Source organism: Streptomyces sp. NPDC056580, assembly GCF_042793175.1.
Classification (GTDB): Bacteria; Actinomycetota; Actinomycetes; order Streptomycetales; family Streptomycetaceae; genus Streptomyces.
Genome location: NZ_JBHTVE010000009.1, coordinates 376,359 through 394,767, shown reverse-complemented (window position 1 = coordinate 394,767; position 18,409 = coordinate 376,359). Strand labels below are relative to the sequence as shown.

Here is an 18,409-nt window from a genome sequence, read left to right as displayed (position 1 = left end):
CATGCGGGCGAGCCCCGGTGAATCGCACGACGGAACGGGGTGCCCCGAGCACGGCATGAGGGTGCCCGACCACACCAGGAGGAACTGTGAGCAGCGATCGGGACGGGATCCGCGGGGGCTGGGCCACACCCGGCGATGACCAGCCCGACGCGGAATCGGCCGTCGAGACCACCGGTGAGTTCACCATCGACTACGCCCCGCCCGCCTGGTACACGCAGAACGCGTCCGGGCCGCAGGGCGGTTCCGGCGACACCGGCGGCGCCCACGGGGCCGGTACGGCCGGTGCCTCCGGTGCCGCCGCGGTGCCGCAGTTCCCGTCCGGGCCGCCCGACGCGGGGCCGACTCCTCCGCCGTACCCGGCTCCGGCAGCCGGTACCGCGGCGCCGGGCGCCCCGTACGCCCCGCCGCCGCCCGCTCCCCCGGCGCCCGCGCCGGGTGCGCCCTTCGCGCCGCCCGCTTCCGCTCCGGCGGCGCCGTACACCCCGCAGACCCCGGCGGGCGGCCCCGGTACGCCGTACGCCCCGCCCGCGCCGCCGACCGGGAGCCCGGTTCCGGTGCCGCAACTGCCCGACGGCTTCGAACCGCAGCCGCCTCCGCGGCCCACCGAGCCGCCCCGGCAGGAGGACACCGCTCCGGCCGCCGCACCGGAGCCGGAGCCGGGCGACGGCGACCTGGAGAGCGGGGCGACCGTGCGGTTCTCCGCCGTCGCGCTGAAGCGCGAGTTGGACGAGATCGCGGACCGCGTGGCCGCCGCGGAGCGGGCCGCCGAGACCTCGGGCGAGGCTTCCGCGCCGAGTGCCGGCCCGAACGCCGGGGACGGTGAGGTCGCGGCTGAGGACGAGGCCGCTTCCCCGGACGGCTCCGCCGGAGAGCGCGCCGACGGGAACGGCACCGGTGACGACGGCTTCGAGACCGCCGAGGTCACCGCGACGGCCGGGGACGACGAGGGAGCGGACGCCGGCGCGCCCGCGTCCGCCGACCCGGATGAGGTGGCACGGCCCGCCGGGACCGCCGAGGCCGGCGCCGCCGACGAGGCGGACGGCACAGCGGAGGACGAGGCGGGAGCCGCGACGGGCTCCGCCCCCGAGGGCGCGGCCGACGAGGCCCCCGAGCCCGCCACCGCCGCGCCCGCCGAGCGCGCCGACGCGCCCGCGCAGGACGGTACGGCTGCCGCCGACGCACAGCCCGGTGCGCCCGGGCCCGGGGACGCCCCGCCGCGCGGCGAGCCCGAGGGCGCCGCCCCGCAGGCGGGCGACCCGCAGCCCGCCGCACCCGCAGGTCCGGCCGCTGCCGTCGCCCCCGAGGGCGCGCCGCCCGCCTGGGGACCGCCGCCCGCGCAGCAGCACGGGCTGCCTCTACTGCCCCCGTCCTACCAGCCCGCCGCCCCCACGCCGGCCGCCCAGTGGCCCGCGCAGCCCGCGCCGCAGCAGCCGGGCCCGATGCCGCCCGGTCAGGCGCAGCCTGCCGCCGCGCAGGCTCCTGGGGGCATGCCCGCGCAGCAGCCGCCGTTCCAGCCGCAGGCGCCCCAGCCCGCGCCCGCCGCCTGGCACCAGCCCGCCGGCGCCCCCGGCCACCCGGGCCTCGCGCCCGAGCAGCCCGGCGGCGGCTACGGCTTCCCCCAGCCGCAGCAGAGCGGTTACGGCTTCCCGCAGCAAGGACAGCCGCAGACCCCCACAGGACCCAACCCACCCAGCGGCTACGGCTTCCCCCAGCCCGGACAGCACCAGCCCAACCCGACCGCACCCCAGCCACCGCACCCCGGCACCCCCAACCCCCAGCCGCAGCAGAGCGGTTACGGCTTCCCGCAGCAAGGACAGCCGCAGACCCCCACAGGACCCAACCCACCCGGCGGCTACGGCTTCCCCCAGCCCGGACAGCCGCAGCCTGCCGCGCAGGGCGCGGAGACCGGGCCCGCGGGTCAGGCTCCGCAGCCGGCCGTCGATCCCCGGGCCGGTGCGGCATGGCCGCAGCCGATCCAGCACGACCAGCGGCAGCCGACCAACCCCGGTGCCGCGCCGCTCGGTTACACGGCGGCCGTGGAGCTGTCCTCGGACCGGCTGCTCAACAACAAGCGGCAGAAGCCGAAGAGCGGCCGGCCCGCCGCCGTCGGGTCCCGGTTCAAGCTGGGCGGCAAGAAGGAGGAGGCCGAACGGCAGCGGAAGCTGGAACTGATCCGCACGCCGGTGCTGTCCTGCTACCGGATCGCCGTCATCAGCCTCAAGGGCGGCGTCGGCAAGACGACCACCACCACCGCTCTCGGCTCGACCCTCGCCTCCGAGCGGCAGGACAAGATCCTCGCGATCGACGCGAACCCGGACGCCGGCACGCTCGGCCGCCGGGTGCGCCGGGAGACCGGGGCGACCATCCGCGACCTGGTCCAGGCGATCCCGTACCTGAACTCGTACATGGACATCCGGCGGTTCACCTCCCAGGCGCCCTCCGGTCTGGAGATCATCGCCAACGACGTCGACCCCGCCGTCTCGACCACGTTCAACGACGAGGACTACCGGCGCGCCATCGACGTGCTGGGCAGGCAGTACCCGGTGATCCTCACCGACTCGGGCACGGGCCTGCTGTACAGCGCGATGCGCGGGGTGCTCGACCTCGCCGACCAGCTGATCATCATCTCGACGCCGTCCGTCGACGGGGCCAGCAGCGCCAGCACCACCCTTGACTGGCTTTCCGCGCACGGGTACGCCGACCTGGTGTCCCGGTCGATCACGGTCATCTCCGGGGTGCGCGAGACCGGAAAGATGATCAAGGTCGAGGACATCGTGTCCCACTTCGAGACCCGCTGCCGCGGGGTGATCGTCGTGCCCTTCGACGAGCACCTGGCCGCCGGCGCCGAGGTGGACCTCGACATGATGCGGCCGAAGGTGCGGGAGGCGTACTTCAACCTCGCGGCCATGGTCGCCGAGGACTTCGTACGGCACCAGCAGATGCACGGCCTGTGGACCAACGACGGCAACCCGCCGCCGGTGGCCGCCCCGCCGATGCCGGGCCAGGCCATGCCGGGCCAGCCGTATCCCGGTCAGCCGTACCCGGGTCAGCCGTACCCCGGTGCGCCGGTGCCGGGTCAGCCTGTACCGGGCCAGCCGGTGCCGGGCCAGCCCACGGCGGAGCAGCCGTACCCCGGCCAGCCCCACCAGGGCCAGCCCCATCCCCCGCAGCAGGGCGGCCAGCCGTATCCGCAGCAGCCTTACCCGCAGCAGCCGGGTCAGGCACAGCCGTACCCGCAGCAGGCACAGCCCCACCCCCAGGGCGCGCCCGCCCAGCCCTACCCCCCGCAGCAGCCCGGGCAGCCCCAGGCGCAGCCGCCGCAGCAGCCCCAGCCTCCGCAGGCTCCGCCGCAGCAGTAGGCCCGGGCCGGGGGACACGACGAGGGGCGGCCGGTGCGCATCGCACCGGCCGCCCCTCCATGTCCTCGGGGCTCTACGCCTCCGCGGCCACGATCTCCCGGCACCGCTTCACGTCGTCGGCCATCTGCTCCAGCAACGCATCGAGCGACTCGAACTTCGCCTGGCCGCGGACGTAGGCGACGAAGTCGACGGCGACGTGCAGGCCGTACAGGTCGAGGCCGACGCGGTCGATGGCGTACGCCTCCACCGTGCGCTCGGTGCCGTCGAACTGCGGGTTGGTGCCGACCGAGATCGCGGCCGGCATGATCTCGTCCTGCGCGTGCAGATAGCCGGCGTACACGCCGTCGGCGGGGATCGCGGTGTGCGGGAGCGTCTCCACGTTGGCCGTGGGGAAGCCCAGCTCGCGGCCGCGCTGGGCGCCGCGCACCACCACGCCCTCCACCCGGTGCGGACGGCCGAGGATCTCGCGGGCGCCGGTCACGTCTCCCTCGGCGACCAGGCGCCGGGTCAGGGTCGAGGAGAACGGCTCGCCGCCGCCCGCCTCGCCGCTGACGTACAGGTCGACGACCTCGACCTCGAAGTCGTAGGTCTTGCCCTGCTCGGTGAGGAAGCCCACGTCGCCGGCGGCCTTGTGGCCGAAGCGGAAGTTCGGGCCCTCGACGACCGCCTTGGCGTGCAGCTTGTCGACCAGGACCTTGACCACGAAGTCCGCGGGCGACAGCTTCGAGAACTCGGTCGTGAAGGGGAGGATCAGGACCGCGTCGACGCCCAGCTCGGTCATCAGCTCGGCCCGGCGGTGGTGCGGGGCGAGCAGCGGCGGGTGGCTGCCGGGGCGGACGACCTCGCTGGGGTGCGGGTCGAAGGTGACGACGACGGCCGGGACGCCCAGCTCGCGGGCACGGTCGACGGCGTGCTTGATGATGAGCTGGTGGCCGCGGTGGACGCCGTCGTAGGAACCGATGGTGACGACGCTGCGCCCCCAGTCCTGGGGGATGTCCTCCAAGCCACGCCAGCGCTGCACTGTGACCGCTCCTCGAACCCTTGTCCGTGTCTACCGTTGACCTCTTGTGCAGGTCTAAGGGTGCCATGCCGGGTGCCCGGCGCCCGCATCGGCATGGAGGCTGTGACCGGGCGCACGTTCCCCGGGCAGGTCAGGCCGGTACGCGCACGCCGGCCAGGTTGTCGATCATGCGGTGGGCGCTCGGGCCCACCACCGCGGCCCAGTCGTCCGGGGCCTCGCCCAGCCAGCGGGCCATCCGGGCGGCGAAGCCGGGCGCGTGCCGGGCGAGGTCGACCAGGGCGCAGTCGAAGCGGGTGGCCCCGTCGGGGGTGCGGACGAGAAGCAGGCCGGTGCGGTGGACCAGTGCGCGCAGCTCCGCCTCCCGGCCGTCCCCGTGCGGGGCCGCCGCGTACAGGACGGCGTCCAGGACGGCCGGCTCCCGCTCCTTGGTGAGCAGAAGGTCCAGCAGCTCGCGCCGCAGCGGCCGGGAGGCGGGGGCCCCGGGGTCGGCGAGGACGGTGGCGAGGGCCGCCCGAACCTCTTCCGGGCCGTCGTCGAGCAGTGCGGTGACCAGGGGCAGCAGGACGGGGCGAGCGGCGGGCCCCCGGTCCAGGCAGCGGTCGACGTAGTCGGCCGCGGGGCCGGCCAGCTCCGGGCGCGGCTCGACCACCTCCCGGACGAGGGCGGCGACCGGGCCCGCCCCGGCGAGAGGGGTGACGTCGGCGAGCGTGCGCAGCACCTCTCCGGCGTCCGTCCCGCCACCGCCGCTCAGCCGGGCGCGGAACGCCTCCAGGACCGGCTCGGGGTGGGTGCTCAGGGCCGGGAGCAGGGCGGCGGGCGGGAACAGCGGATCGCCGTCGGCGAACTGGCGCAGGGCATCGGTCAGGTGCCGGGCGCGGGTCCCGGGGTCGCCGACCAGGATCGCGAGGGCGCCGCCGTGCAGGGCGCGGTCGGCGGGGCGGGCGAGCAGGGCGAGGGCTGCGTGGCGCAGCAGCTCCCGGTCGGCCGCCGACCGGACGTGCGGGGCGGTGCGCAGCCCGGCTGCGACGGCGGCGGCGCGGCGTGCGGGGCGCTCGTCGTGCGCCCAGCGGTCGACGGCCCGGCAGAGCGCCGGGGGCTCGTCCTCGGCGAGCACCGCGAGCAGCTCGTCCGCGCGCGGGTGCCCGCCGGCCACGAGCGCCTCGGTCAGCTCGTCCAGCGCCGCGTGCCGGTGGGTGTGCAGCAGCGCCTGCGCGGCGGTCGCCACGGTGGCGTCCGGGGTCGCGGGCAGCGGCCGTTCGTCGTCGAACCAGCCGGTCAGATACGGCTGTACGGCGCCGGGCTCGGCGGCCAGCAGCCGTGCCACGGCGTCGAGGTAGCGTCCCGCGGTGTCGGCCGGATCCGGTGGCGCGGTGTCGGCGAGGACCAGCTCGCGCAGCAGCGCGAGGCGCTCCTCGGCCGGTACGGGCAGCGCGGTCCAGAAGGCGGGCCCGAACTCGCCCGCCACCGGCCGCTGTTCGCGGCGCCAGGCGACGATGTGGTCGGCGAGGACGCGCAGCACCCCGGTGTACGGCGTCGCGTCCGGGACGGCCAGCAGGGTGCGGGCGAGGAGGCGGGCGGGCCACCAGGAGCTGGGTTCCAGGTCCAGGGCGTGCGTCAACTCGGTCAGGCGGGCCGCGAGTTCACGGGGGCCCTGCTGGCGGGCGAGGAGGAGCAGGGCCTGGACCACCGGGCCGGCGCGGTGGCGGGGCAGCGGCTCGCAGTACGGGTCCCGGGGGGCGCGGGGGCGGTGGACGAGGACGTCGAGGGCCTCGTCGAGGTCGAGGTGCGTGCCCTGGAGCCAGTCGGCCAGTTCCTCGTGGACGAAGCGGTAGCCGTCGCCGGCCGGGACCAGCAGGCCTTCGGCGAGGACGGCGGAGGCCCAGCCGGTACCGCCGCCCAGCCGGGCCGGGGCGGCCCCCCAGGGGAACAGCGCCTCGAAGGACTCGCGGTCAAGCTCGCCGCGTCCGGTGCCGAGGCTGCGCCGGGCGGCCTCGTGCACCTGCCCGGCCACCCGGGCGGCGAGCCGCCGTACGGCCGTGCCGCGCAGGCCGTTCTCGGCGGCGAGGCGGACCGCCACCCGAAGGCACATCAGGTCCAGGTGGGCGGCCAAGACCTCGTGCCGGTCGACGGGCCCGGCGAACGGGGCGGCCGGGAGGGCGGCACGGACCTCGGCGAGCAGGCGCAGGGTGAGCGGGTGCCGGGCGTCGCGGCCGTCGAGCGCTCCGTCCGGGATGCCGTAGCGGGCGCGGGCCTCGCGGGCCTCCTCCGGGGTGAGACCGGTGAGCCGCACGCACGGCGGCGGGCTTCCGTCGTCCGTCGCCGTGGGCGCGGGCGTGTGCAGCAGGCCGGCGGGGAACTCGGCCCCGGCGTGCTCCCAGTACTCCTCGCGGCAGGCCACCACCAGCCGCGCCCCGGTCTCCTCCAGCCAGCGCGCCGTGCTCCCGACCCACTCGGGCAGCCGGCGGGCGAGGGCGGGCGGCATCTCCTCCGGCGCGTCGAGCAGGAGCAGCAGCGGGCGCCCGGCCCGCCGTGCGAGGCCGGCCAGCCGTTCGGGGGTGGGGCCGGCGAGGCAGGCGGGCGGCGCCGAGGGCCCGGCGGCGACGACGCGTGCGGCGCGGGCCAGGCCGCGCCGCACGGCGTCGGCCAGGGACTCGTCGGCGCCCTCCAGGTCGGCGCCGCGCAGCCACAGGGTGGGGGCGGGCCGCTCCGCCCCGTGGCGCCGGGCGGCGAGGACCCCCAGTTCCGTCGTACGGCCGCTGCCCGGGGCGCCGACGAGACCGAGCACGGCGGCGTCGGCGTCGGCATCGGCGAAGGCGTTCAGCTCGTTCGCCGCGCACTGCCGTTCCACCGGCCGCACCGCGGCGAGGCCGGCGGCGCCGGTGCGGTCGGCCGGTGCGCCGGCCGGTCCGTCCTGGCACACCGATGCGGCGGCCAGTTCCAGGACACCGGCCAGGTTGAGGTCGGCCCCGTAGGCGGGCACGGTCTCCGCGTTGCGGGCGAGCAGTTCGGCGAGCGGGCCCTCCGGCGCCGGCCGCAGGGGCATCGCGAAGCCGGTGTCGCGCTGGGCGGAGCGCAGGGCGGTGCCGAGCACCGCGAGCACCGCGCCGGTCCCGGCGTCGAGCACCGGTCCGCCGGCCGCGCCGCCCCCGAGCCGCAGTGCGTCCTGGCCCGCCGTTCCGATGGCCAGCTCCAGGGCGTCGTCGATGAGGTGGAAGCGGTCGGTGGCGGTGTACGTCGCCTGGGTGGCGGCGAGTACTCGTGCCTCGCGCCAGCAGCCGGCGGCGACGCGGACGTAGGTGCCGGCCTCGACCCGTTCGCGCACCGTCAGCGGCAGCGGAGCCAGGTCCAGCCCTTCCGTGCGGATCAGGGCCAGGCCTAGCGAGGGCAGCGCGGTGACGGCCTCGGCGCCGACCAGACAGGTGCGCTGCCCGGCGGCGTGCAGCACCAGCCGGCTGAGCCCGTCGACGGCCTCGTGAGCGGTGAGGAGGGTGCCGTGGTGATCGGCCGGAACGCCCACGCCCCGGGGCCGACCGGCCAGGTCACGGATCCGTACCAGCCCGTCGAGCGCGGGACGGTCCGGGCCGCCCGCACGACCGGGAGCGGCGGTCCGCCGCGGAACGGCCCCCCGGCTCGGTCCGGCGGCCCGGCCGGGATCACCGGCCGGGCCCGGAACGGGCGGCGGGCTCGACCCGCCCGGCCGGCCGGCGCCCCCGGTTCCACCCGGCTCACCGACCGCCCCCGGACCGCTCGCAGAGCCGGGTTCACCGGACCCGTTCGAAGCGGCTGCCAAGCCCGGGTCGTCGGTCCCGCCCTGGCCGCCGGTGCGGCCGTGGACGCCTGTCCGCCCCAGGTCGCCGACGCCGCGGGAGACGCCGGTCCGACGACCGGGAACGGAGTCCTCGCCCTGGACGCGGGGTGCGGCCGGGGCCGGGATCCAGCCCGGGAGGCCGACCCAGCTCGCGTTGAGGGTCCGGGCCGGGACGCCGGTCCCGGCCGGGCCACCGCCGCCCGCGGCCGGAGTGCCGACGCTCGGGTGACCGATCGGCTCCCGTGCGCCGTCGAGGAACGCGGACCGGGCCGGGACGTCGGCGGTGCCCGCGGGCAGGTTGGGGCCGGCCGGGGCAGCGGCCCCGCTCGGGCCGGCTCCGCTGTCGTCCTCCCGGGCGCGGGCGAAGGCGTCGGTGGGTCCTGACTTCCCGTCCCGTCCCGTCATGGCCGTGCCCTCCCCGCCCGTACACGCGTGCCCTCGTCCTCGACGGTAGGCGGGGGAAGATCAGCGGGACAGTTCGCGAGGCGAAAGCGCCCCCCTCCACTCCCCCGGTTCACTCCGAGCGCCCGCCCGGACGGGTGAATGACCGGGGGCGGCCGGACGCAGCTTAGAGGTGGGGGAACCGAGGGGGGACCGTGGAGCGGCGGCAGTGGCAGTGCACCGTGGCCGCCGCTCCACGGGCAGGCGTCGCGGGCCGGCGGTACGCCGGGTCCCGGTCCGGCCGTCAGCCGAAGACGGCGAGGCTCTTGGCCTTGCCCTTGTGCTCCTCGACGAGGGCGAGGAAGCGGCCCTCCTGGTCGAACACGGCGACGGGACCGGCGCCCGCGTACTCCTCGGGCATCTCCAGGCGGACGCCGTTGAGCAGCAGCCGGGCCCGCCGGGCGTCCACCTGCCAGCGGGGGAACGCCGCCGTGGCCGCCTCCGCGACGGGCATCACGGTCAGCTCCTGCTGGAGCTGGTCCAGCGTCTTCGCGGAGTCGAGCCTGTACGGCCCGACGCGCGTCCTGCGCAGCGCCGTGAGGTGGCCGCCGACGCCCAGTCCGGCGCCCAGGTCGCGGGCGAGGGCGCGGATGTAGGTACCGGAAGAGCAGACCACCGAGACGACCAGGTCGAGCACGGCGGTGCCGTCCTCGGCGACGGCGTCGCGGATGTCGTACACCGCGAAGGAGGACACGGTGACCGGGCGGGCCGGGATGTCGAACTCCTCGCCCTCACGGGCCCGCTTGTACGACCGCACGCCGTTGATCTTGATGGCGCTGACCTTGGACGGCACCTGCATGATGTCGCCGGTCAGCTTGGCGATGCCGGCGTCGACGGCGTCCCGGGTCACCTTGGAGGCGTCCGTGGAGGAGGTGATCTCCCCCTCGGCGTCGTCGGTGACCGTGTTCTGGCCCAGGCGGATGGTGCCCAGGTACTCCTTCTCGGTCAGCGCGAGGTGCCCGAGGAGCTTGGTGGCTCGCTCGACGCCGAGGACCAGCACGCCGGTCGCCATCGGGTCGAGGGTGCCGGCGTGGCCGACCCGGCGGGTCCGGGCGATGCCGCGCATCTTGGCGACCACGTCGTGCGAAGTGAAGCCCGACGGCTTGTCGACGATGACGAGGCCGTCGGGCGTGGTGTGCTTCTGCGTCATTCCGCGGCGTCGCCGTCCGTCTCGTCCTCGGAGGGCTTGCGGTAGGGGTCCGCGCCGCCCGCGTAGTCGGCGCCCGCGGAGGCCTCGCGGACCTTCGCGTCCGACTGCCGGGCCTTGTCGAGGAGGTCCTCGATGGTCCGGGCGGTGTCCGGGAGGGCGTCCGCGACGAAGGTGAGGGTCGGCGTGAACTTCACACCGGCGGCGCGCCCGACCTCGGAGCGCAGGATGCCCTTGGCGCTCTCCAGGCCGGCGGCCGCGGACTTCCGCTCCTCGTCGTCCCCGTAGACCGTGTAGAAGACGGTCGCCTCCCGCAGGTCACCCGTGACCCGGGTGTCCGTGATGGTGACGTGCGAGCCGAGCCGCGGGTCCTTGATCCCGCGCTGCAGCTTCTGGGCCACCACCTCCCGGATGAGGTCCGCCAGCCTTTTCGCCCGCGCGTTGTCGGCCACTGGTCCGTCTCCCGTTCTTTCTTCTTCTAGCGTTCTGTGGGTCTGGTCGTCGTCAGTCGTCTTCGCCGTGGAAGCGCCGTCTCACGGACAGCAGTTCCACCTCGGGGCGGCCGGCGACCAGCCGTTCGCACCGGTCCAGTACGTCGGTGAGGTGCGCCGCGTCGCCGGAGACCATGGCCATGCCGATGATCGCTCGCCGGTGGAGGTCCATGTGGTCCACCTCGGCCGCGCTCACGGCGTACTTCCGCTGGAGTTCGGCGACGATCGGGCGGACGACGGAGCGCTTCTCCTTCAGCGAGTGGACGTCGCCGAGAAGCAGGTCGAAGGACAGAGTCCCCACGTACATGTGTGTAACCGGTTCACCCGCCGGCACGGGATCGATGGCCCCGGGACCGTGTGGCCGGGGACACCAAGAACGGTACCGCGTACCCGCCGGTGCCTCGACAGGGTTTCCGCGGCACCGCCGGCCGGGGCGGGGCCCCGGCAACGGCGCGCCGGCCGGCGGGAGCGGACTCCCGCCGGCCGGCTCAGGGGCGCCGTGGGCGTCACACCCGCGGCTTCTCCCGCATCTCGTACGTCGCGATGACGTCGTCGACCTTGATGTCGTTGAAGTTTCCGAGGTTGATACCACCCTCGTAGCCTTCGCGGATCTCGGTGACGTCGTCCTTGAAGCGACGCAGACCCTCGATGTTGAGGTTCTCCGCGATGACCTTGCCGTCGCGGATGAGGCGCGCCTTGGTGTTGCGGCGGACCTCGCCGGAGCGGATGAGCACACCCGCGATGTTGCCCAGCTTGGACGAACGGAAGACCTCGCGGATCTCCGCCGTGCCGAGCTCGACCTCCTCGTACTCCGGCTTCAGCATGCCCTTCAGGGCCGCCTCGATCTCCTCGATCGCCTGGTAGATGACCGAGTAGTACCGGACGTCCACGCCCTCGCGCTCGGCCATCTGCGCCGCGCGGCCGGCCGCGCGGACGTTGAAGCCGATCACGATGGCGTCCGAGCCCATCGCCAGGTCGATGTCGGACTCCGTGACCGCACCGACGCCGCGGTGCAGGACGCGGATGTCGACCTCTTCGCCGACGTCGAGCTGGAGCAGCGACGACTCGAGCGCCTCGACGGATCCGGAAGCGTCACCCTTGATGATCAGGTTCAGCTGCTGGACCTCGCCGGCCTTGAGCACCTTGTCCAGGTCCTCCAGCGACACGCGGCGCGTGCGCTTGGCGAACGCGGCGTTGCGCTCGCGGGCGGCGCGCTTCTCGGCGATCTGACGGGCCGTACGGTCCTCGTCGACCACCAGGAAGTTGTCGCCCGCACCCGGGACGTTGGTCAGGCCCAGGACCTGGACCGGCGTCGAGGGTCCGGCCTCGGCGACGTTGTTGCCGTTGTCGTCGAGCATGGCGCGCACGCGACCGTAGGCGTCGCCCACGACCATCGTGTCGCCGACCCGCAGCGTGCCTCGCTGGACGAGGACCGTCGCCACGGCACCGCGGCCGCGGTCGAGACGGGACTCGATCGAGATGCCCTGCGCGTCCTGGTTCGGGTTGGCCCGCAGGTCGAGCGAGGCGTCGGCCGTGAGGATCACGGCCTCCAGCAGCGAGTCGATGTGCAGACCCTGCTTGGCGGAGATGTCGACGAACATCGTGTCGCCGCCGTACTCCTCGGCCACCAGGCCGTACTCGGTCAGCTGACCGCGCACCTTGGTCGGGTCGGCGCCCTCGACGTCGATCTTGTTGACCGCGACGACGATCGGCACCTCGGCGGCCTTGGCGTGGTTGAGCGCCTCGACCGTCTGCGGCATGACGCCGTCGTTGGCCGCGACCACCAGGATCGCGATGTCGGTCGACTTCGCACCACGGGCACGCATGGCGGTGAACGCCTCGTGACCCGGGGTGTCGATGAAGGTGATCTTGCGCTCTTCGTCGTTGACCTCGGTCGCGACCTGGTAGGCACCGATGTGCTGGGTGATGCCGCCGGCCTCGCCCGCGATGACGTTCGTCTTGCGGATGGCGTCGAGGAGCCGGGTCTTACCGTGGTCGACGTGACCCATGACGGTGACGACCGGCGGGCGGACGACCAGGTCCTCCTCGGAGCCCTCGTCCTCGCCGAACTCGATGTCGAAGGACTCGAGCAGCTCGCGGTCCTCCTCCTCGGGGCTGACGATCTGAACGGTGTAGTTCATCTCGTCGGCGAGGAGCTGCAGGGTCTCGTCGGAGACGGACTGCGTGGCCGTGACCATCTCGCCGAGGTTCATCATGACCGCGACGAGCGACGCCGGGTTGGCGTTGATCTTCTCCGCGAAGTCCGTGAGCGACGCGCCGCGGGAGAGACGGATGGTCTCGCCGTTGCCGCGCGGCAGCATCACGCCGCCGACGCTCGGGGCCTGCATGGCCTCGTACTCCTGGCGCCTCTGCCGCTTCGACTTGCGGCCGCGACGCGCGGGACCGCCGGGACGGCCGAAGGCGCCCTGCGTGCCACCGCGGCCACCGGGACCGCCGGGACGGCCACCGAAGCCGGGACGGCCGCCGCCACCCGGGCCGCCGGGACGACCGGCGAAGCCGCCACCGCCGCCACCGGGAGCGCCGGGACGACCGGCGAAGCCGCCGCCGCCACCCGGACGACCGGCGAAGCCGCCACCGGGACGACCGCCGCCGCCACCACCGGGCCGACCGCCGCCACCGGGACCGCGGCCGCCGGGGCCACCGCCGGGACGCGGGCCGGCAGCGGGACGCTGCGGCATCATGCCCGGGTTCGGACGCGGACCGGCCGGGCCGGGACGCGGACCGCCCTGCGGGCGGGGCATGCCCGCCGGCGACGGACGGTTACCGCCCGGAGCCTGCGGACGGGGACCGCCGCCCTGGCCACCGGGGGCCTGCGGACGGGGACCGGCGCCGGGGGCACCGGGGCCGCCGGGACGCGGGCCGCCCTGCGGGCGGGGCGCCTGCGGGCGCGCCATGCCGGTGGAACCACCGGAGGTGAAGGGGTTGTTGCCCGGACGCGGGCCGGCCGGGCGGGCACCCGGACGCTGACCCTGGCCACCGGGGCGCTGGGCGCCCTGGCCGGGACGGCCGCCCTGGCCCTGACCGGGAGCCGCGGGACGGCCACCGGGCTTGGGCGCACCCGGACGGGCGCCGGGACGCGGGCCCTGCGCGGCCGGAGCCTGCGGGGTCTGCGCGGCCGGAGCCTGCGGGGTCTGCGCGGCCGGAGCCGGCGGAGCGGTGAACTCCGGCGCGGCCGGGGCCGGACGCGGCGCGGGCTTGGGACCCGGAACCGGACGCGGGCCGGAGGCAGGCGCGGGCGCCGACGGAGCCGACGGCTGCTGGGCCGTGGGCTGCGGGGCGGCCGGCTGCGGGGCCGACGGCGGCTTCGGGGCGCCCGGCCTCGGAGCAGCCGGACGGGCCGCCTGCGCCGGGGAGGGCGCGGCGGGCTTGGGTGCTGCCTTGCGCGGGGCGGGCCTGCCGGACTTGCCGGAGCCGCCCTGGAAGGCGTCGGTCAGCTTGCGTACTACGGGCGCTTCGATCGTCGAAGACGCCGAACGGACGAATTCACCGAGTTCCTGGAGCTTGGCCATGACGACCTTGCTCTCCACGCCGAACTCCTTGGCGAGTTCGTATACCCGGACCTTAGCCACTTCGCTCCTCTGAGGTCCGGGTTGCGGCCGGACCGTCGCTAGTTCATGGGCGTACTCATCGCGTACTCATCGAGTGCTCATCGCAATCTCGACCTGCTTTCGACTCGCGAGGTACCAGGCCGCACGGGGGCTTCCGTACGGCACGCTTTTTACGGTGTCGCCTGCGTTGCCTGCTCGGCAACTGTCTGTCGCTCGACGTACCGGCGCAACGCCTTTACGTCGAGCGGCCCGGGGACGCGGAGCGCCCGAGGGAACGCCCGGCGGCGTACCGCCTGGTCGATACAGACCGGGTCGGGGTGTACGTACGCACCCCGGCCGGGCAGCGTACCGCGAGGATCGGGAACGCACTGTTCCTGATCCGCCACGGTCCGCAGCAGAGCGTCTTTGGCCGCTCGCTGCCTGCACCCCACACAGGTGCGTTCAGGGCATGCGCGGGCTTGCGTCCGGCCAGACACTCCTAAGTCTACCTCCCCGCACCGACCTCACCCCTACGGGGGAAAGGTCGAACAGTTGCTTGCTGCAGGCTGACGTGATCTCAGCGCCACTCGGCCGAGATCTATTCCCCGTCGCGCTCCCCGGCCTGCTCGGTGTCCGGGCGGATGTCGATCCGCCAGCCGGTCAGCCGGGCCGCGAGCCGGGCGTTCTGCCCTTCCTTGCCGATCGCCAGCGAGAGCTGGTAGTCCGGCACGGTCACCCGGGCGGACCGGGCGGCCAGGTCGACGACGTCCACCTTGCTCACCCGGGCGGGTGACAGGGCGTTCGCCACCATCTCGGCCGGGTCGTCCGACCAGTCGACGATGTCGATCTTCTCACCGTTCAGCTCGCCCATGACGTTGCGCACCCGGCCGCCCATGGGGCCGATGCAGGCGCCCTTGGCGTTCAGGCCCGAACGGGTGGACCGGACGGCGATCTTGGTGCGGTGACCGGCCTCGCGGGCGATCGCCGCGATCTCGACCGAGCCGTCCGCGATCTCCGGCACCTCCAGGGCGAAGAGCTTCTTCACCAGGTTGGGGTGCGTACGGGAGAGCGTCACGGAGGGGCCGCGGACGCCCTTGGCCACCCGGACGACGTACGACCGCAGGCGCATGCCGTGCGGGTACGTCTCGCCCGGCACCTGCTCCTGCACCGGCAGGATGGCCTCGAGCTTGCCGATGTCCACGAGCACGTTCTTGGGGTCGCGGCCCTGCTGGACCACACCGGTGACGATGTCGCCCTCGCGGCCCGCGTACTCACCGAGCGTCGCGTCGTCCTCGGCGTCGCGCAGCCGCTGCAGGATCACCTGCTTGGCGGTGGTGGCGGCGATCCGGCCGAAGCCGGACGGGGTGTCGTCGAACTCGCGGGGCGCCTGGCCCTCCTCGAGGTCCTCCGGGTCCTCCTTCGCCCACACGGTCACGTGCCCGGTCTCCCGGTTGAGCTCCACGCGCGCGTGCCGGCGGCTTCCCTCGGTGCGGTGGTACGCGATGAGGAGGGCCGACTCGATCGCCTCGACCAGCAGGTCGAAGGAGATCTCCTTCTCCCGCACCAAGCCCCGCAGGGCGCTCATGTCGATGTCCACGGCTACGCCTCCTCCTCTTCCTTCATGTCCTTCTTGTCCTTGCGGTTGAACTCGACCTGCACGCGCGCCTTCGCGATCTCCGGGAAGCCGAGCCTGCGGGTCGTCGCCTTGCGGCCCTTCACCCCGGGAACCTCGACCTCGACGCCCTCCTCGTCGACTTCGAGGATCCTGGCGACGAGTTCGCCGCCCTCGGAGAGCTGGAACCTCACCAGCCGGTCGGTGGCGCGCACGAAGTGCCGGTGCTCGGTCAGGGCGCGCTCGGCGCCGGGGGTGCCGACCTCGAGGTCGTACGCGTCGTCGCCCATCGCGTCGGTCTCGTCGAGCTTCGCCGAGAGCGCGCGGCTCACATCGGCGATCTGGTCCAGGTCCGCTCCGGTGTCGGAGTCGACGGTCACGCGCAGCACACGCTTGCGTCCGACGGATTCCACGGCGATCTCTTCGAGATCCAGCCCCTGAGAGGTGACGAGCGGTTCGAGCAGCTCTCGCAGCCTCTCGCTCTGGGTGGTGCTCATCCGGGTGACTCCTCGGCCGCGTGTGCTGTTGTGGGATGGGTCGCGTGTCTGGTCAAAGGGTATCCGGTCGCGGGGAGTGTTGCCGTCCACCTGTGTACGCGCGGTGCCGGTGAGTGGCGTACCGGCGGGGCGCGGGTACGGTGATCACGGGCGTGCCGCCCGACGGCCGTTCACCCCTCCTTGCCGTTCCCTTCGTACGAGTGCCCGAGGACGTCTGCAGTGCCGTACCCGCCGCCGCGCACCCCCTCGGGTCCGCGCAGAAGATCCCTGCTCGCCTCGGCCGCCGGAGCCGCCCTGCTGGCGGGCTGCTCGGCCGGCCCCGACTCCGCCGCCGGCGGCACTCCTTCGGCGGCCGCGCGGGCACGCGCGCGTGCGGCCCGGGACAGCGAGGGTCTGCTGGCGCGGTACGACGCGGTGCTCGCCGCGCACCCCGCGCTGGCGCGGCCGCTGGGGCCGCTGCGGGCCCAGGTCGCCGCGCACCGGGCGGCGTTCGCCGATCAGGCCGCCGCCTCCCCTTCGGCCGGCCCCGCCTCCCCGTCGGCCGGCTCAGCAACGCCCGCGTCCGGCGCCGCGTCCTCACCGGCCCTGGCCGTGCCCGCCGGGGAGAAGGACGCGCTGGCGTTCCTCGCCACCGCCGAGCGCGGCCTCGCCGACCGCCGGGCGAAGGAACTGCTGGACGTGCCGGGAGAACTGGCCCGGCTGCTGGCGTCGGCGGCGGCGGCCGGGGCCGCACACGCGTACCTGCTGAGCGAGGAGGCCAAGTGAGCGAGCGGGACGCGACGGCCGAACTGACCGCGCTGCAGGCCGCGCTGGCGGCGGAGCACGCCGCGGTGTACGGCTACGGCGTGGTCGGCGGGCGTGTCGGCGACAAGCGGCAGACGCGGGCGCGGGCCGCCTACGACGCCCACCGGGCCCGCCGGGACACCCTGGTGCGCGAGGTGCGTGAGCTGGGCGGCGAGCCGGTCGCCGCGAGCGCGGGGTACGCGCTGCCGTTCCCGGTGTCGGACCCGGCCGACGCGGTGCGGCTCGCCGCCGAGCTGGAGGAGCGGGTGGCCGCGGTCTACTCGGACCTGGTGCGGGCGACGAGCGGGGAACGGCGCGGTGCGGCCGCCGGGGCACTGCGGGAGGCCGCGGTGCGGGCGGCGGGCTGGAGCGGGGAGAGCGTAGCCTTCCCTGGGCTCGCCGAGCGGACCGGTGACGACACGGCCGCGGCCGGGCCGAGTACCTCGGCGTCCCCGTCGAGCTGACCGCGCGGCCGCCCGCAGGGCGGGCCCAGCAGAGGAAGGAAACGACTCACGCATGGTTTTCGAACCGCCCCGGCGGCTGGTGAGGGCGCTCGGTGAGACGGCGCCGGCCGGGGACGACTGGCTGGCACGGCTGCCGGAGACGGCCGAACGGACAGTCGAGCGGCGCGAGTTGACGGTGGAGCGGGTCCAGGTGCCGGGCGGCCGCAGCAGCCTGGTGGTGCTCGTCCGGCGCGCCGACGGCACCCCCGCGGTGCTGAAGCTGGCCCCGCCCAGGGCCCGGCCGGAGAGCGAGCGGGCGGCGCTGGCGCACTGGGCGGGACGGGGCGCCGTGCAGCTGCTGGAGTCGGACGCCGCGGACAGCGCGGACGGGGCGCTGCTGCTGGAGCGGCTGCACCCGGATGTCTCGGTGCGGTCGCTGCCGGAGGCGAGGGCGCTGCTGGAGGCGGCGGGGACGCTGCGGCGGCTGTGGGTCGAGCCGCCGGACGGCCATGACTTCGAGACGGTGGCTGAGCGCACCGGACGGCAGGCGGAGGCGATGCGGGCCGGTGTGCCGGCCGAGCCGGAGACGGCGCCGCTGGTGGAGGCGGCGCTCACGGCCCGCGAGGAGCTGCTGGCCGCGCCGCCTGACCACCGGCTGCTGCACGGCACGTTCCGGCAGAGCAAGGTGCTCGCCGGGGAGCGGATGCACTGGCTGGCCGTGGGCCCGGACCCGGTGGTCGGCGAGAGCGCCTTCGACCTCGCGCGGCTGGTGCGCGACCGCGTGGAGGACCTGATCGCCAACGCGTCCGGCGCGTCCACCACCCGGCGGCGGATCAAGCGGCTCGCGGAGTCACTGGAGGTGGACCTGGACCGGCTGCGCGGCTGGACCCTGTTCCGCGCGGTGGAGTCCGGAGCCAGGGCCCTCCGGGTCGGCCGCCCGAAGGACGCCGAGCTGCTGCTCGAATTCGCGAGCTGGCTGTAGCCCTGCCGGGCCCCGGGTACGAGCACCGGCCAGACCGAAACGCAGGCACCCCCCCCCCCCCCCGGCACGCGACGCCGGCGCCACCCCGCCACCCCGAGACAGGACGCGGCCCCAGCCCGGCGCAGGACCGCAGACACCGGCCCAGCGCGGTAGGCAGGCGCCACCCCGGACACAACACCGACATGGGCACAGGCGCCACCCCGGCACGGGACACAGGCACCGGCCCAGCATGCGACGCGGGCGCCACCCCGGCACGGAAGCGAGCGCCTCCTCCGCA

Annotated in this window: 13 protein-coding genes; 4 read left to right on the top strand and 9 right to left on the bottom strand. The window is 75.2% G+C overall.

Annotation, left to right across the window (positions count from 1 at the left end; all coding sequences use genetic code 11):
- Nucleotides 1-86: 86 nt before the first annotated feature.
- On the top strand, nt 87-3,359 hold the full coding sequence (locus ACFQ9Z_RS22500; protein ID WP_383021217.1) for an SCO5717 family growth-regulating ATPase: 3,273 nt from the start codon (nt 87-89) through the stop codon (nt 3,357-3,359).
- 73 nt (nt 3,360-3,432) lie between these two features.
- Here the strand turns inward: ACFQ9Z_RS22500 and ACFQ9Z_RS22495 are convergent, their stop codons facing one another.
- From ACFQ9Z_RS22495 to rimP, 9 genes are all read right to left on the bottom strand, one after another.
- Nucleotides 3,433-4,380: a bifunctional riboflavin kinase/FAD synthetase gene (locus ACFQ9Z_RS22495; RefSeq protein ID WP_383021214.1), complete on the bottom strand. Its 948-nt coding sequence runs from the start codon at nt 4,378-4,380 to the stop codon at nt 3,433-3,435.
- Between the two features lie 130 nt (nt 4,381-4,510).
- Complete coding sequence (locus tag ACFQ9Z_RS22490) at nt 4,511-8,593, bottom strand: serine protease (protein WP_383021211.1); 4,083 nt, start codon at nt 8,591-8,593, stop codon at nt 4,511-4,513.
- Nucleotides 8,594-8,873: 280 nt separating this feature from the next.
- Complete coding sequence (gene truB, locus ACFQ9Z_RS22485; RefSeq protein WP_383021204.1) at nt 8,874-9,779, bottom strand: tRNA pseudouridine(55) synthase TruB; 906 nt, start codon at nt 9,777-9,779, stop codon at nt 8,874-8,876.
- On the bottom strand, nt 9,776-10,228 hold the full coding sequence (rbfA, locus tag ACFQ9Z_RS22480) for a 30S ribosome-binding factor RbfA (RefSeq protein WP_383021201.1): 453 nt from the start codon (nt 10,226-10,228) through the stop codon (nt 9,776-9,778). The genes truB and rbfA overlap by 4 nt, the downstream gene beginning before the upstream one ends.
- Before the next feature lie 52 nt (nt 10,229-10,280).
- On the bottom strand, nt 10,281-10,574 hold the full coding sequence (locus ACFQ9Z_RS22475) for a DUF503 domain-containing protein (RefSeq protein ID WP_383021196.1): 294 nt from the start codon (nt 10,572-10,574) through the stop codon (nt 10,281-10,283).
- Nucleotides 10,575-10,773: 199 nt separating this feature from the next.
- On the bottom strand, nt 10,774-13,857 hold the full coding sequence (gene infB / locus ACFQ9Z_RS22470) for a translation initiation factor IF-2 (RefSeq protein WP_383021191.1): 3,084 nt from the start codon (nt 13,855-13,857) through the stop codon (nt 10,774-10,776).
- A 149-nt stretch (nt 13,858-14,006) separates the two neighbouring features.
- Nucleotides 14,007-14,312 carry a YlxR family protein gene (locus tag ACFQ9Z_RS22465; protein ID WP_383021185.1) on the bottom strand — a complete coding sequence of 102 codons (306 nt, stop codon included), beginning with the start codon at nt 14,310-14,312 and terminating at the stop codon, nt 14,007-14,009.
- A gap of 101 nt (nt 14,313-14,413) precedes the next feature.
- Nucleotides 14,414-15,412, bottom strand: a complete 999-nt coding sequence (gene nusA / locus ACFQ9Z_RS22460) for a transcription termination factor NusA (RefSeq protein ID WP_143640217.1) — start codon at nt 15,410-15,412, stop codon at nt 14,414-14,416.
- Nucleotides 15,413-15,414: 2 nt separating this feature from the next.
- A complete protein-coding gene (rimP, locus tag ACFQ9Z_RS22455; RefSeq protein ID WP_383021179.1) occupies nt 15,415-15,924 on the bottom strand; it encodes a ribosome maturation factor RimP in 510 nt (169 codons plus the stop codon).
- A gap of 219 nt (nt 15,925-16,143) precedes the next feature.
- On the opposite strand from rimP, the gene ACFQ9Z_RS22450 reads away from it, so the two are divergent.
- Genes ACFQ9Z_RS22450 through ACFQ9Z_RS22440 form a run of 3 tightly spaced genes read left to right on the top strand, consistent with a single transcriptional unit; the run spans nt 16,144 to nt 18,132 of the window.
- Nucleotides 16,144-16,689, top strand: coding sequence for a hypothetical protein (locus tag ACFQ9Z_RS22450; protein WP_383021176.1), 546 nt, complete (start codon nt 16,144-16,146; stop codon nt 16,687-16,689).
- The gene (locus ACFQ9Z_RS22445) at nt 16,686-17,171 is read left to right on the top strand and encodes a ferritin-like domain-containing protein (RefSeq protein WP_383021173.1); all 486 of its coding nucleotides are present in this window, start codon (nt 16,686-16,688) and stop codon (nt 17,169-17,171) included. The genes ACFQ9Z_RS22450 and ACFQ9Z_RS22445 overlap by 4 nt, the downstream gene beginning before the upstream one ends.
- Nucleotides 17,172-17,223: 52 nt before the next feature.
- A complete protein-coding gene (locus ACFQ9Z_RS22440; protein WP_383021170.1) occupies nt 17,224-18,132 on the top strand; it encodes an aminoglycoside phosphotransferase family protein in 909 nt (302 codons plus the stop codon).
- Nucleotides 18,133-18,409 lie beyond the last annotated feature (277 nt).